Raw genomic sequence first — 14,682 nt, forward strand, 5'->3', positions numbered from 1 at the left:
ACGCACTGACCGCGCAGTTGCGCACCAGCGACCCCGACATCCGACGCGTGATCGACAACGGCATACCGGCCAGCGACCAAGTCGGCGCACTCGTCACCGAAGCCGGCCCCGCGCTCACGACCAACCTCTCCAACCTCGCCGCCGTTGCATCGGCGGCCGCACCGACAGTGCCTACCCTGCAGCCCTTCTTGCTTTTTCTCCCTGCGCTCGCCGGGGCAGCGCCCACCGTGGCACCAGCAGATGGAACCGTGCACCTCGGCTTGGTGCTCGAGACCAACAACCCGCTCTCGTGCACCGTCGGATACGAAGGGACCATGGCGATCCTCGACGAGATGAAGCGCAAAGACCCGAACTTCGACGACACCACACAGGACTTCCCACTGAACACCGCTGCCAACTGCCAGGCACCTCAGGGCAGTGAAACGGGTGTCCGCAGCGCCAATCGCATCGCCTTCGCCGATCCGAACACCTCGCAGCCGTGGGACGGCAAGCCCAAGGTGGACCCGGACAAGCTCGATCTCAATCCGATCGCCACCCAACTTGCACCGATGCTCGGCGCCACCCCGAAGTAGCCGTAAACGACTGGCACCGTCAGTGCTCGCCGACGATGATGATGTGATGTCAGAAGGAACGCCTGAGGGCAAGCCACAGGGGATGTCACGAAGTTTCGACGAACTCGTAGCCGAAGCCGAATCCGCCTCAGTCGACGGGTGGGATTTCTCGTGGCTCGACGGGCGCGCTACCGAGCAGCGTCCCTCGTGGGGGTACCAGAGACTGATGAGTGAACGTCTCGGCCGTGCCGGCGCTGCGCTGGACATCCAGACCGGCGGCGGCGAAGTCCTTGCCGCCGCACCATCACTCCCGTCCGTGATGGCAGCTACCGAATCCTGGCCACCGAATGTCGCCAAGGCCACCGCCCTTCTGCGTCCCCGAGGTGTGGTGGTCGTCGCGGACGCAGACGAGCCACCGCTACCGTTTGCCGATTCGGCATTCGATCTGGTGACCAGCCGGCACCCCGCGACAGTGTGGTGGTCCGAGATCGCGCGCGTGCTCGAAGCCGGGGGAACGTACTTCGCCCAACATGTGGGTCACGCCAGCGTGTTCGAACTCGTCGAGTACTTTCTCGGACCCCAGCCGAAGGCTCGTCGCGGACGGCACTACGAGGATGAAAGTGCTGACGCGATTGCGGCCGGGCTCACCATCGTCGACCTTCGTTTCGAGCGTCTGCGCATGGAATTCTTCGACATCGGCGCCGTTGTCTACTTCTTACGCAAGGTGATCTGGATGGTTCCGGGATTCACCGTGGCGCTGTACCGAGACCGACTCCGCGAACTCGACACGCAGATCCGTCGCGACGGATCGTTTGTCGCGTACTCGAGTCGATTCCTGATCGAGGCACGCAAGAGCTGAGAGCACCGCGACGCGGCAGCGCGTCCCGAACCTGATCGAATCTGCTAGTTCGACTCGTCGGCGTCGCTCCGCGAGCCGATCGCAGCGGCAAGGTAGTCGCCGAGTTCACGCTGCAGGTTCGCGTCGAGCGCCCGGGCCAGTGCCGAATGTACCGACGCCACACCGAGTTCACGCATCGTCTGGAGCATCTCGGCTGTTCCGGCAACCTCGTCGCCCTCCGGGAGCCAACCGACCCCGTGCTGATCGACGATGCGATCCTTCGCCGCCTGAATCAAGTCTTTGGCGATCCCGTCCACGGCGTTGTGGAGCTTTTCATGCACATCGACAAGTTGATCGAGAGTAAAACCGTATTCGAGGAGACTCGAAAACCCGCTGAGCAAAGCAGGATCGGTGAAAACGCAGTTCTCTCCTTCTATCTGTACCAGTCCGAGATCTACGAGACGATCCAGTTGACCATCCGCATCGCCCCCGAGAAATTCGCGTACGACTGTCATCTCGATACTCACGGTGTCACTGCGGGACCATGGTTCGGTGACCGCGTGCTGCAGACCCAGCACCTCTGTCAGGTCTTTCCCGGTTTCCCACCCGGTGATGAAGTCGTCGATATGCGCAGTGGTGAAACCTCGTTGAAGAAGTGTGTCGATCAGTTTGAGGCGTTCGAGGTGCGCGTCGCCGTAGATGCCTACCCGCCCCCGCTTCTCCGGCGGAGGAAGCAATCCGCGTTCCTGATATGCCCGTACGTTCCGCGAGGTGGTGCCCGCAGCCCGCGCGAGATCGTCGATGCGGTACTCGGTCACCGCCTCGTCTCCTCTGCCGCGTCGGTCGTCACGATTCCAACTTAGTGGCAACACCAGGCCTGTCAGAACCCGGGATCAGGTCTGCGCAGTGTCTTTCTCGCGCACTGTGCTCGTGTAGTCCCGAAGATCCACCGATTTCAATTGGTTCACGTACTGGGTCGCGAAACCGGGAAACATCGTGGCATTGAAACCTTCGTCGGTGAGATACCAACTCGAACATCCAGAGTTCCACGTGGTCTTCGACAGCCGCCGTTGCAACTCGACGTTGTACGCATCTTCGACATCTTGACGAACATCGAGTGCCTTGAGGTCGCGCTCGAGGACGATTTTGATCGCTTGGGCGAGATAGTCGAGTTGCGCTTCCATGTACACGAGGGCGGAGCTGTGCCCCGGACCCGAGTTGGGTCCGAAGGTGAAATACAGGTTGGGGTAACCGGATACCGCGATGCTCTTGTACGCACGCGCCCCCGATTTCCACTCCTCTGCGAGCACACGTCCGCCCCTTCCGATGATCGGGACCGGTGTTCCGGTCTTGCAAACGTCGAAGCCGGTGGCGAACACAATGCAGTCGAATTGATGCTCGATCCCTTCGACCGTGCGAATGCCATGTGGGGCCAATCTCGCAATCGGCCAGGTCACGAGTGTGCAATTGTCCTGCTGGAGAGCCGGGTAATACTCGCTGGTCATCAGCAACCGCTTGCACCCTGCCCGAAAGTCGGGAGTGAGTTGTCGCCGCAACCACGGATCCTTCACCTGCATACGCAGATGAAGACGCCCGACTGTTTCCACCACCCTCGTCAACGGGGATTCCCAGACCACCCCGAGCGCTACCGATTCGTGTCCCCAGTACCAAGCCCGACGCGCCAGAGTCTGGACGCCCGGATGACGACGGTACAACTCCTTGGTCCGCGATCGGGTGCGTAGGTTTGCTCGCGGCAATGCCCATCCGGGGGTTCGTTGGAAAACCTTCACAGATCGTGCAGTTTTGACGAGTTCCGGGACGATCTGGACGCCACTGGCGCCGGTTCCGATCACTGCGACTCGCTTGTCGGTGAAGTCGTAGTCATGGTCCCAGCGAGCACTGTGAATCTTGTGTCCTTCGTAGCTCTCCAAACCCGGAACAGCAGGAAAGCTGACGTTCGCGAGCGGACCCGACGCCATGACGACGGTCCGGGCAACGACCGCTTCACGGCCCTCGAGCGCGATCGTCCAGGCGCCGGTCTGCTCGTCCCACTCGACGCCCGTGACGTTGCACCGAAACCGAATTCTCGAATCGAGGCCGAACTCTTTCACCATCGTTCGGATGTAGCCGAGGATCTCCGCGCTCGCCGAGTAGGTGTGCGACCAGTCCGGATTCGGGGCGAAACTGTACGAGTACAGACGGGACGGAATGTCGCACGCAGCGCCCGGATACGTGTTGTCACGCCACGTCCCGCCGACTTCCGTGCCCCGTTCGAGAATGACGAAGTCCTCGATACCGTTCTGCTTCAACCGAATCGCCGCTCCGATTCCTGCGAAACCTCCACCGATGATCGCCACTGACAGCGGCTCGGCAGTACTCATGCGAGTGGCTCGTACGTCAGTTCCTTGGCCCAGGTCGGCTCGGAATTGAGTCTGCTGCCGGAAAGTCGGCCCGTGGCCTTGACCATCCGATCGGCAAGCAGATGGTAGGGATGGTTGCGATTGATGACCATGTTGCCGTGCCACTTCACCACCCGATACATCGGGACGCGGAGCGCGGCCGGACTCCGTTCGCCTACGTTCCTGAACCGCTTCATCGCGGTGTAGAGCCGTTCCTCGTTCACTCCCATGTCGACGATGTTGTCGCGCATCTTGTTCAGCAACGGGATGTAACGAAGTGTCCCGATGATCAACGCCGGATTCATCCAGGCACCGACGGTTTCGACAACGAGCTTGCGCGTCGTCGAGTGCCCGAGCATCTCGATGACCGCAAAATCCACCGCCAGATGCCTGGACTCGTCTGCGTTGATCTTCTTGAACACGGCCTGACAGACCGGATCCTCGATCTCGTCCATGATGAACTTGACCAGGGCTCCGTCGAGCGCCACCTCGAGCATCGGTATGACGGTCCCGAGAATCGAGAGAGACAAACCGTCGGAATGCTTGTCCAGCCAGTCGATGACGAGCTTGACGTTGATGTTGGGCTCGGGCATCTCGTCGCCGTCGAGCATTCCCCACCTACGCATCAGCGCGAGTTCGGCGTTGGCGTGCTTCTGTTCCTCGGCGTGGAAATGCCGATAGATGTCTCGGAGAGTTTCAGTCGGCGCCTTGAGAGCCATCGCAGCGAAGCCGCGGGCACCGACGTTCTCGATCCACATCAGGTCCGACATGAACGGTTTCAGCTTCGCATGAAGCTCTGGGCTGATCGTCTCGGCACCGGGAGCATCCCAGTCGATGTCCACCAGAGCCCATTGGCGGTCCTTGATCTTCTGCAGCATTCCGTCGAAATCGAAAGACATGTCACGCTCCTTTCGTGCTCAGCGGGTTCGTATCCGGCACCGCCGAGGTTCCAGATGATCCCGACTTCTGTTTCGGTGCAAAGCGATTGAGAACTCCACAGCCCCACGTGTATGCAACGGGTAGGTACCGCTTGAGTCGCCAGATCACCTTCGCGTCGAACTGCGGCACCACGTAGAGTCGCCCCTTGTCGTGGGCGTCGAGAGTGGTGACGGCGATCCGCTCCGGCGAAAAGCCGGTTCGCCGCATCAACGCCTGCGCCAATTGTGTTGCTTCCGCGGTGATTCGACCGTCGCGAGCAACATTTGTCTTGACGAAGGTCGGACACAGCACCGTCACCCGCACTCCCGTACCGGCAAGTTCAGCAGACAAGGTCTCCGAGAGCGACATCACGGCCGCTTTGCCGACGTTGTAGGGCGCCATCAGCGGCGCAGCCGCAAACCCGGCGGCCGAGGCCACGTTGATGAATCCCCCGGCGCCGCTGGCACGCAGTTGTGGAGCGAATATCTCACAGCCGTGCACGACACCCCACAGATTGATCCCGAGTGCCCACTCCCAATCGTCGAAACCGATCTCACCCACCGGTTTTCCACCGATACCGACCCCGGCATTGTTGATCACCAGCGAAAGCGGTCCCGCAAGTTCGAGTTCCGCGAACAACGCCAGGTCCTGAACCTGATCCCGAATCGACACATCGCATTGGACGGCATGTGCGGTACCACCGATCTCATCGATGAGTGCCACTGTTTCCTTGGCCCGCTCCAGCGAGATATCCGCGCAGATCACCTCACCGCCTCGACGCGCCAACTCCAACGAAAAGGCACGGCCGATTCCGCTGCCGGCGCCGGTCACCACCGCGCGGGCATTGTGGGACAACGTCGATCCGCGGTTCTTGGTCGGCTTCTTGGTTGACACTGGTCGGCTCACCGTGAAGACGCTTCGACTGCTGTGTGTTTCTCCATCTACAAAGAGTCATCCACAACCGTGCCAGTTGTCAATGGCCTAGAATTCGATGGCGCGATGCGCGGCGGTCGAACGAGTACCCCCACCTGCTCGAATGAAGTCTTTTGTCGACCGACCGTGACCCCTAAGCGGGGTGCGCGGACTTCCAGTGCTCGGCGATGTCGATGCGCCGCGCGACCCAGACCTTCTCGTGCGACTGCACATGGTCCAAGAATCGTTCGAGAGCGGCAGCACGGGCGGGGCGGCCGACTATGCGGCAGTGCAACCCGACCGAGAGCATCTTCGGCGATCCGGCCGTCCCCTCCGCATACAGCACGTCGAAGGCGTCACGAAGGTGCGCAAAGAACTGATCGCCGCTGGGAAATCCTGCGGGAGAGGCGAAACGCATGTCGTTGGTATCGAGCGTGTACGGAACGACCAGGTGCTTCACCGACTCTGCGCCACGCGGCACGTCGACCCAGTACGGCAGATCATCTGCGTAAGAATCGGAGTCGTAGACGAAGCCGCCGTGCTCGACCACCAGTTCGCGAGTGTTCGGTGAATCGCGTCCGGTGTACCAACCGAGGGGCGTCGAACCCGTCAGATCTCGCAGGATCTGGACTGCCTCGGCCATGTCTGCGCGTTCGCGTTCGATGTCCACGGATTGGTAAGACTTCCACCGCAGCCCGTGGCACGCGATCTCGTGACCCAATTCCTGAAAAGCACTGACAGCTTCCGGATTACGCTGCATCGCACGCGCCACCGCAAAAACTGTGAGAGGCAGGTTCCGTCGCTCGAAGGTCCGGAGAACACGCCACAGCCCGGCCCGAGAGCCGTACTCGTACAGCGATTCCATACTCATGTGGCGATTCGGAAATGCTTCTGCCGGAGTCATTTCCGATAGAAATGTCTCCGAAGCCGCGTCCCCGTCCAGGACGTTGTTCTCGGCCCCCTCTTCGTAATTGAGGACGAACTGAACAGCTATCCGCGCGTCGCCGGGCCAGTGCGGGTGCGGCGGATGAGGCCCATATCCCACCATGTCCCGGGGATAGGCGTCCCGGGGATAGTTCTCACGCGGATAGTCGCTCATGCCAACAACTTTACCGTCAGCGCCCGGAAATCACAGCGCGAGCAGCGTCGGTCAATACGCCGAAGACTCTCAGTCGCGCGAGGCCACCATCCGGGAAGATGTCCAGACGGACATCGGTGACCGGGACTTCGGATTCGATCGGAAAGCGATGACGCGTATCCGGACGCAGCGTCGTGCGCGGCAACAGTTCGATCCACTCCCCTTCCGTCGTTCGGCCGGCCAAAGCGCCCTCACCCGGACTGTTTCCGAGGAAATACGAGGTGTCGATCTCGACGAAGCTCAACACGCCTTCACCCGCGAGTTGTACTTGTACCCAGTCGTTTCCGTCATCGCGGCGCCTGGCGGTCTCCCACCCGTCACCCATCGAAGCAGCGCGTCCGGGAAACAGGATGTTCTGCGGTGAGCTGTAGAACATGTTGGAGCAATCGGTCACGCGGCCACCGTTTTCGAGTGCTGCGAGGTCCAACGGCCCGGCGTCGAGGAAACGTGGGTCCGGCCGCGCTTCACCGTGAACACGAAATCTCGCCACGCCGCCGTCCGGGTAGATGGTCAGCTTGACATGTGTCCACCGCTCCTCCGACGCCACCGAGAACGGATTCTCCGAGTCGCCCTGCACGGTCGAGCGCTCGACGATGGTTGTCCACTCGCCGGAGCCGGCGAGGTCGAGGGGATCCGGATACCCGTCGACGGAAATTGCCTCCACCGAGATCTCGGGAGGGTAATTGCCCTTGAACCAAGCAGTGTCGACGACGACGCCTCGCACCACTCCGGGAACACCGAGGCGCACGATAGCCTCGTCATGACCTGCCGCGCGGCGACGACGTGTCTCCCAACCGTCGTACACCTGCCCCTTGTGCCCGAACGTCGCCGGCTGGTAGCCGGCCTTGCCTGGCCGGATCAGGGCCTCACGCTCGGCGAATGCCTCGTCGTTGGCCCAGATGACGGCTCCGCCGAGGGTGCGCAGTGCCAGGTCGGGCAGCAAGGTGAATTCGGTGGTGCTCATCGGTCAGTGTTCTCCTGTGATCGGTGCGGTGCGTCCTACGAGATGGCGGAGTGCGTCGGTGTCGGCGCTCGGCGCGAGCCGGAGAACCTCGGATTCCGGATAGGCCCCCGCGTCGAGCCCGCGCAGAACCACCGCCGCCAGAGCCTGTGCGGTTGCGGGTTCGTCCATCACATCGCCACCTTGGCGCCCCAGGTACGACTGGATGCGCGGGGCGGCGGCGCCGAGCGCGTTGCGGTAGAAACCGAAGGTGGCGAGCCAGCGGGTGACCAGGTGGCCGGGGTGCATGTCCCAGCCCTGGTAGTAACCGCGTTCCAGGGATCGTGTGACGAGCCCATGGTGCCGAGTGATCGCGTCGCGGATTGCCGTGGCACTCCCGACTGGCGCGACCTGAGTGGACCCGTCGCACACCCACACGCCGGTCTGCGCGGCAGCAGCCAACATGACAGCCTTTGCGTGATCTGCCACCGGATGTTCGAGCGACTGATGGCGCGATGCAATTCCGCACGCCGCACTGTAATCGTAAGTGCCGTAATGCAAACCGGTCAGACGACCGGCACCGCGGTGGATGGCCGGAGCAACAGCCACCGTTCCGTCGGCAGCGATGACTGCCTGCGGGCTCTCGATCTGCAACTCGAACCGAAGCGAACCCGGCTCGAGTCCGTGAGCCTTCTCCAGTTCTTCACAGAGCAACACCGTCGCCGTGACCTGCTCCACCGCGCGCAGTTTGGGGACGGTGAATACAAATCCGTCCGGCACTCCGCCGGCTGCGTCGAGCACCAACTCGAGCGTCCTGATCGAGCGCCGACGTTCACTGGCCGGCAGCCCCTTGAACCTGATGCCACCCCAGTTCGGCCCGGCAGGATCAGCGCTGAGCGCCGCAAGTGTCCGCCCGGCCGACGTCGCTGCAGCGTCTTCTTCCTCGTCGCTGCGGCGTCCGTATCCGTCCTCGAAATCTATTCGAAAGTCTTGGACCGGCTTGCGGCCGAGTTGAACTCGCACATCGGCGAGTGCATTCTCGGTATCGAGATCGGCGAACACATGCGCGTGAGAATCGAGAAGCGCAATCGCCTGCTCGCCCCAGAGACGAGGGGTGTCGACGGTTGCATCAGCGGCACTGACGTAAATCGTGTGCACCGGCTGGATCCCGTCACGGTTTCCCGGGTACTGCGCCGCGAGCCGCTCGTCCACCGGGTCCAGAAGTTCGTCCAGACGATCATGGACGGCGGCGGAGAGTCGGGATTCTGTCATCGGACGATCTTCTCAGAACCTCCGCGAACCCGCAGGTTCTCACGCCGCCGTCGCAGTCCGGGTCAGCGACCCCCGACGAAGGGAACGTTGACGAAGCTCGGCCGGTCTGCAGCCAACTCGATGTGCTGCGGCTTGAGTTGGCTGTCGGCGAGCATCGGCCCGAGGGCCAGGTAACGCGGCACGCTGGCAGCGTAGACGTCGACGCGAAGTCGGTGCCCCGGTTGCAGCACTGCGTCAGTCGGGAGCATGTTGATGTCGACGGTGGTGACCTCTCCGGGAACAACCGGCTGACGCGTGTCGATCGTCAGAAAGTGGTGCGGTTCACTGTAGTCACCGTTGGCCGAGCGGGTGCTCTTGGAATCGTCGACCGCCCGGAGCGACGCGGTCAGTGCGCCGTTCGTGATCGGCGTCGAGGTTCCGTCCGGCGCTACGTCGTTGACCGTCGCTGCCCAGAATCCGTCCGCCGCGTCCAGGACCGTCTCGAGATGGACGTTGATCGGGCCCGAGAGTGTGGTCGGCTCGGTCACTGCCTCACCGGTGAACGTGAGACCCTCCGCTTCCTGGAATCGGGAATCCTTGGAACACGACGCACCGAGCACCACGGAGATACCGGCCGTTCCTTGGGTTCCGTCACCGGAGCAGAAGCCTCGCAGTCCGGGTGCAACTGTCAATCGTGCTGCGGCACTGGGGAGGTCGTCGGTCAGGGAACCGTCGTACGCCGCGTGGGCGGCAGTACCGCTGGGCGCGGAGTTCAGATACATACGTTCGTAGCGCGCACCCGCTCGCGGGAACTGATCGTCCGTGATCCATCCGCCACCTTGCTGGAACATCGTCACCGGACCGTATCGATCGATTCCGTTGTCGATGCCCTTGAGCCACTTGTCGAACCACGCACGTTCGAGCACGTCGAGGCGCGGCGGCGCACCGTCCTTGCCGAACCCACCACCGGGAGTGACGTGATAGCCGTTCCCCATGATCAACTGCTTCTGTCCGGGCGGCAGATCTATTCCGTTGTAGATCCGCGGCTCACTGTTGGCGAAAATGTCGTGCCACCCGCCGTAGACCATCGTCGGAACAGTGATGTTTCCGACGTCTGCGGACCGGTCCTGATAGAACTGACCGTCTTGCGCGACTTGCAGAGTCGACGGTGACACGTCCTCGATTCGCTGAGCCGTCATCGCTTGCACCAGTTCGGGAATCAGCGTTCCCGGATCCTCGAGGCGGCTCGCCAACCACAGGGGATCGAAGTTTCCTTGCAGGATGTCCTGAACGTTCGGGACGAGTTTGAGCCCGTTGACCGCGGTCAACCACAACGGCATGAACCCGACTCCGAGGCCGCCACCGGTCCCGACGATGTCGCGCAGCAGATCGTTGCCCGGTTCGACCGGGAAGATCGCCTTCAGTGCAGGTGGATTGTTGCTCGCCGCCTGCACCGAGTTGATCGCGGAGTAGGAGATGCCCGCCATCCCTACTTTCCCGTCGGACCACCCCTGCTTGCTCATCCAGTCGATGACCTCGACCGAATCCTGTTGCTCACGCTTGCCGAGCACGTCCCAATTACCCTGGGAGAAGCCGGTTCCACGTGCGTCGACCACAACCTGTGTATACCCGTTCTGGACCAGATCACGGTTGACGCCGAGCACCCTGGCACCTCCGCCGGCAATGACCCCCGTCAACTCCGACACACCGTCGAACGGCGCCGCAAGGTCGAGCGAGTTCGCCACGTCCATCAACGTCTCTCCGACCTGCGGGATCGAGAGAGCTGAATCCACCAGCGTGTCCAGCAGTTTCGTGTACGGCGTGATGTTGAGGACCGAAGGCGTCCTCGATTCCACGGCCCGCCCGGATGCATCCGCCGGTCGGTACACATTCGCTTGCAGAACTGTGCCGTCACTCATCGTGATGGGCACGTCCCACTCGATGGAGACCCCCGGATACTGCGGAGTCGCCTCCGTTGCCGCGAGCCAGGCCTGCCCGTCCGACCCTCCCGTCGGATCCGCAGAAGCGACGGCGCTCGGCACCGTCAACCCCACGACGCACAGCCCCACCGCAATCGTTGTCGACCTTCGACGTAGAAGTCGTGTCCTCACGAAAACCCCAATTTTCTGTTGTGATGACCCAGCCCTGCCCCCACGACAGTGACCGGTGTCACGAACTTACCGGATAGTAACTTCCGTCCCATATGTCGTCAATAGGTCTGAATGCCGACCGGACGGCTAGCTTTGAAGATGTGTCACGATCACCCCTTCCCGTCCGCGACGGCCTGAACCCCAGTCGCATCCGTCAGCCCGACGACGGCATGTGGGCGACGACGCTCGACTACCTGCTCGAACGGTTTCCCCAGGATGCCGTCCGCCTGCGGGAGAAAGTCGCAGCCGGGGAGGTCGTCGACGAGAAGGGCGTCGGAATCACCGAGACGAGCGCTTACGCTCCCCGGCGGTTCGTCTACCTGTACCGCGACCCTCCCGTCGAAACGCGGGTGCCGTTCGAGATCGACATCCTCTATCGGGACGAGAACATCCTTGTCGTGGACAAGCCGCACTTTCTCGCGAGCACCCCGCGCGGCCGATACATCGCCGAATCGGCGTTGGTCCGCTTGCGTCGGGACCTCGATCTACCGGAGCTGAGTCCAGCTCATCGCCTCGACCGCGTTACGGCGGGACTGTTGCTGTTCACCGTGCATCAGGCGGCCCGGCGCGACTACCAGACCATGTTCGCCGAGCGCCGCGTCGCCAAGGAGTACGAGGCCATCGCGCGTTACGACGCTCAGGTGAGCACCCCCGCAGTCGTGCGCAGTCGCATCGTGAAAGAACGCGGGGTACTCAAGGCCGAGGAGATCGAGGGCGAGCCCAACAGCGAGTCGCGAATCGAACTGATCGAGACGCGGGACGGCTTCGCGCGGTACCGGTTGATCCCCCATACCGGCAAGACTCATCAACTTCGCCTGCACATGACCTCGCTCGGGCTACCGATCCACGGCGACAACTTCTATCCCGACTTCTACGACGTTGCCGCAGAGGATTATTCGAATCCTCTGCGCCTGCTGTCGAAGGTACTCGAGTTCGAGGATCCGACTACCGGCCGTCTGCAACGGTTCGAAAGTAGGCGGACCCTGTCCTGGCCGGACGAATCAGCCCGTGGCGACTCGCCGTAGGAACCCCGGACCCTTCCACTGTGCGTCCGATACCGGGAGGATGGAAGCGCAGACCGCACCGCAAGAGGAGACCAGATGAGCAAGACCGCTGACGTACCCGAAGCCGTACGGGAGATCGAGCGTAAGTACGAGGCGCCCGCCGAACAGGAAGTTCCCGCACTGGGCGGGCTTCCCGGTGTTGTCGGCGAACCGGTCCACGACTCGATACAGCTCTCTGCCACCTACTTCGACACCGCCGACTACCGGTTGCTCGCCGAGAAGATCACGCTGCGCAAGCGCGAAGGCGGCGATGACGCGGGATGGCACATGAAACTTCCCGCAGGCCAGGACACTCGAACCGAAATCCAGCTTCCTCCCGACGAGAGCACCGATGTGCCCTCGCCGCTGTCGAGTCTGATCCGGGCGATCATCCGCGGTCACGATCTGGTGCCGGTCGCCCTGATCATCACCGATCGGGAGCGCACCAGGCTCAACGGCGAAAACGGTGTGCTGCTTGCCGAAGTCGTCTCCGACACCGTCATCGCCTGCAAGGCAGACGGTTCCGGTGAGTCGACGTGGCAAGAAGTCGAGGTCGAACAAGGTGCAGGCGGACAAGACCTCGCCGACGCCATCGAGTCGGTTCTACTGGACGCCGGACTCGAGCGTTCTGCGAGTCCGTCCAAACTCAAACGAGCACTGGGCACTTCGGTCACGCCGTACGTCGGCCACGAGGTCACCACGGGCAAAGCGTCGAACCCGCGGATTCTGTTGCGCAATTACCTCATCGAACAACAGCGCGCACTGGTCGCAGCGGATCTGGGGACGCGTCGGGCCGACGACGAAGCCGTTCACGATTTCCGGGTCGCAGCACGTCGCATCCGAAGCGCTCTCCAGTCGTACGCCGGACACTCCCCCAAGACCGACGATCTCATCACGGATCTGCGATGGATCGGTGGAAAGTTCGGCGACGCCCGCGACGTCGAGGTCCAGTGGGAGCGTCTTGTGGAACGCCTCGGCGAAATCGACGAGATGCCCGAACGAGAAGCTGTGCGAGCTCGAGTCGACGAGTTCTTCTCGGCACGCGGTGAAACCGCACAGGAAACTGCCCTCGAGGCGCTCGATTCCGAGCGATACACCACGCTGCTCGATCGTCTCGACGAGTACGTCGGCGATCTCGAGTTCGACACAGTCGCGCACCGCGTGGGAAAGAAGGCGTCGGCACGAGAATTGGCTCATACCCTGCGCCACCTGGCACACAAGGTGGGTAAGCGAGTCGATCACGTCTTCGACGCCGATACCCGCACCGATCGTGACGAGCGCATGCACCGCGCACGCAAGGGAGCCAAGCGGATGAAGTACGCGATCGAGGTCATGGAACCCGTGTCGAAGAGTCGAGCCAAGCGCGCCCTGAAGCATTTCAGCCACTTCCAGGACGTTCTCGGCGAGCATCAGGATTCCGTTGTCGCCCAACATCATCTGCTCGAAATTGCCGCAGAGCAGGAACACACTTCTTTGACCAGCTTTGGATTGGGCATGGCCTATCGGCGGGAATTGGAAATCGCCGACGGGCAATCAACCCTGCTGCGCAAGACGTGGAAGGAAGCCGTGAAGTCGGCGTCGTCACTCTGGTGACTTCGCTGTAACCAGTCGACCGATCTCGATCATTTCAGAGGGAGTAGACATGAACACACTTGCAGGACACCAGGATGTCGTCGCCGGCATCGACGGATCCGAGGCCTCCACGGCCGCGGCCCGGTGGGCAGCCTCGATCGCCAACGCGGTGAATTCACGACTGATTCTGGCGCACGCCCTGCCGCAAGAGGGTCCGATCTACAGTCCCGCTGCAGTGATGTTGCAGTCGCAGTTCCTCAGCCAGATCCGCGAAGACGGCGAAGCGATCGTCGAGGCCGCCGCCACAGTGATTTCGGCCGAATTCCCGGAACTGACCATCGAATCCGAGATCGCGCCAGGGCCGGCGTCGACGCATATCCTCGAATCCTCGGGTACCGCACGCCTGATCGTGATGGGGTCGACCGGATCGGGTGCACTGCGCTCACGGCTGCTCGGATCGACCGCACTGAAGGTGGCCAATCATGCAACCTGTCCAGTCACCGTGTGGCGTGGTTCGGCACAGAATCCCGGTCCGGATCAGCGTCCCGTCATCGTCGGAGTCGACGGAAGCGCGTTGAGCAAGAAGGCCGTCGAGTACGCGTTTCGTTATGCCGATCAGTTCGACGCGCCGCTCATCGCAGTCCACACCTGGCAGGGTTCGTCCACCTTCCGCGAAGGCGGAGCGGGAATTCTGATCGACTGGGAGGCCGTCGAACAGGAGGAATCGGCGCTGCTGGCAGAGAATCTCGCGGGCATGGCCGACCAGTACCCGGACGTGCCGGTCACCCGCATCAGTGAACCCGGCGCCGCTGCCCCGGTCATGCTCAAATACGCAGACGACGCGCAGTTGATAGTTGTCGGAAGTCACGGGCGCAGTGCGATGGCGGGCACCGTCATGGGATCGACCAGCCAGAATCTACTGCACCACGCGCCGGGACCGGTCATGATCTGCCGTGCCTGAATCTGCTGT

Annotated in this window: 12 protein-coding genes and 1 pseudogene; 5 read left to right on the plus strand and 8 right to left on the minus strand. The window is 62.4% G+C overall.

Annotated features, from left to right (window positions below; all coding sequences use genetic code 11):
- Positions 1–572: pseudogene (locus ACFT1A_RS08050) on the plus strand (mammalian cell entry protein); the annotation flags it as partial.
- A gap of 82 nt (positions 573–654) precedes the next feature.
- Positions 655–1,410 (plus strand): methyltransferase domain-containing protein, encoded by a 756-nt coding sequence (locus tag ACFT1A_RS08055; protein ID WP_378446951.1) that lies wholly within the window; start codon positions 655–657, stop codon positions 1,408–1,410.
- A gap of 44 nt (positions 1,411–1,454) precedes the next feature.
- Here ACFT1A_RS08055 and ACFT1A_RS08060 read toward each other — a convergent pair whose 3' ends face one another.
- The 8 genes from ACFT1A_RS08060 to ACFT1A_RS08095 all read right to left on the minus strand — a co-directional run bounded on the left by ACFT1A_RS08060 (position 1,455) and on the right by ACFT1A_RS08095 (position 11,058).
- A complete protein-coding gene (locus ACFT1A_RS08060; protein ID WP_378446548.1) occupies positions 1,455–2,207 on the minus strand; it encodes a MerR family transcriptional regulator in 753 nt (250 codons plus the stop codon).
- Positions 2,208–2,282: 75 nt separating this feature from the next.
- Positions 2,283–3,770, minus strand: coding sequence for a flavin-containing monooxygenase (locus ACFT1A_RS08065; protein WP_378446549.1), 1,488 nt, complete (start codon positions 3,768–3,770; stop codon positions 2,283–2,285).
- Positions 3,767–4,687 (minus strand): ferritin-like domain-containing protein, encoded by a 921-nt coding sequence (locus tag ACFT1A_RS08070; protein WP_378446550.1) that lies wholly within the window; start codon positions 4,685–4,687, stop codon positions 3,767–3,769. Before ACFT1A_RS08070 ends, ACFT1A_RS08065 begins: the two co-directional genes overlap by 4 nt.
- A gap of 1 nt (position 4,688) precedes the next feature.
- Positions 4,689–5,600 carry an SDR family NAD(P)-dependent oxidoreductase gene (locus ACFT1A_RS08075; protein WP_378446952.1) on the minus strand — a complete coding sequence of 304 codons (912 nt, stop codon included), beginning with the start codon at positions 5,598–5,600 and terminating at the stop codon, positions 4,689–4,691.
- A gap of 172 nt (positions 5,601–5,772) precedes the next feature.
- Positions 5,773–6,717, minus strand: a complete 945-nt coding sequence (gene puuE, locus ACFT1A_RS08080; protein WP_378446551.1) for an allantoinase PuuE — start codon at positions 6,715–6,717, stop codon at positions 5,773–5,775.
- A 16-nt stretch (positions 6,718–6,733) separates the two neighbouring features.
- Positions 6,734–7,720: an allantoicase gene (gene alc / locus ACFT1A_RS08085; protein ID WP_378446552.1), complete on the minus strand. Its 987-nt coding sequence runs from the start codon at positions 7,718–7,720 to the stop codon at positions 6,734–6,736.
- 3 nt (positions 7,721–7,723) lie between these two features.
- The gene (locus ACFT1A_RS08090; protein WP_378446553.1) at positions 7,724–8,968 is read right to left on the minus strand and encodes a DUF6986 family protein; all 1,245 of its coding nucleotides are present in this window, start codon (positions 8,966–8,968) and stop codon (positions 7,724–7,726) included.
- A 62-nt stretch (positions 8,969–9,030) separates the two neighbouring features.
- A complete protein-coding gene (locus ACFT1A_RS08095; RefSeq protein WP_378446554.1) occupies positions 9,031–11,058 on the minus strand; it encodes a CocE/NonD family hydrolase in 2,028 nt (675 codons plus the stop codon).
- 140 nt (positions 11,059–11,198) lie between these two features.
- Between ACFT1A_RS08095 and ACFT1A_RS08100 the strand changes: the two genes are divergently transcribed.
- From ACFT1A_RS08100 to ACFT1A_RS08110, 3 genes are all read left to right on the plus strand, one after another.
- The gene (locus ACFT1A_RS08100; protein WP_378446555.1) at positions 11,199–12,122 is read left to right on the plus strand and encodes a pseudouridine synthase; all 924 of its coding nucleotides are present in this window, start codon (positions 11,199–11,201) and stop codon (positions 12,120–12,122) included.
- Between the two features lie 75 nt (positions 12,123–12,197).
- Positions 12,198–13,733, plus strand: coding sequence for a CYTH and CHAD domain-containing protein (locus ACFT1A_RS08105; RefSeq protein ID WP_378446556.1), 1,536 nt, complete (start codon positions 12,198–12,200; stop codon positions 13,731–13,733).
- Positions 13,734–13,782: 49 nt separating this feature from the next.
- A complete protein-coding gene (locus tag ACFT1A_RS08110) occupies positions 13,783–14,673 on the plus strand; it encodes a universal stress protein (RefSeq protein ID WP_378446557.1) in 891 nt (296 codons plus the stop codon).
- Positions 14,674–14,682 lie beyond the last annotated feature (9 nt).

Origin of the sequence: Rhodococcus sp. NPDC057135 (assembly GCF_042670865.1) — a bacterium.
Lineage (GTDB): Bacteria > Actinomycetota > Actinomycetes > Mycobacteriales > Mycobacteriaceae > Rhodococcus_F.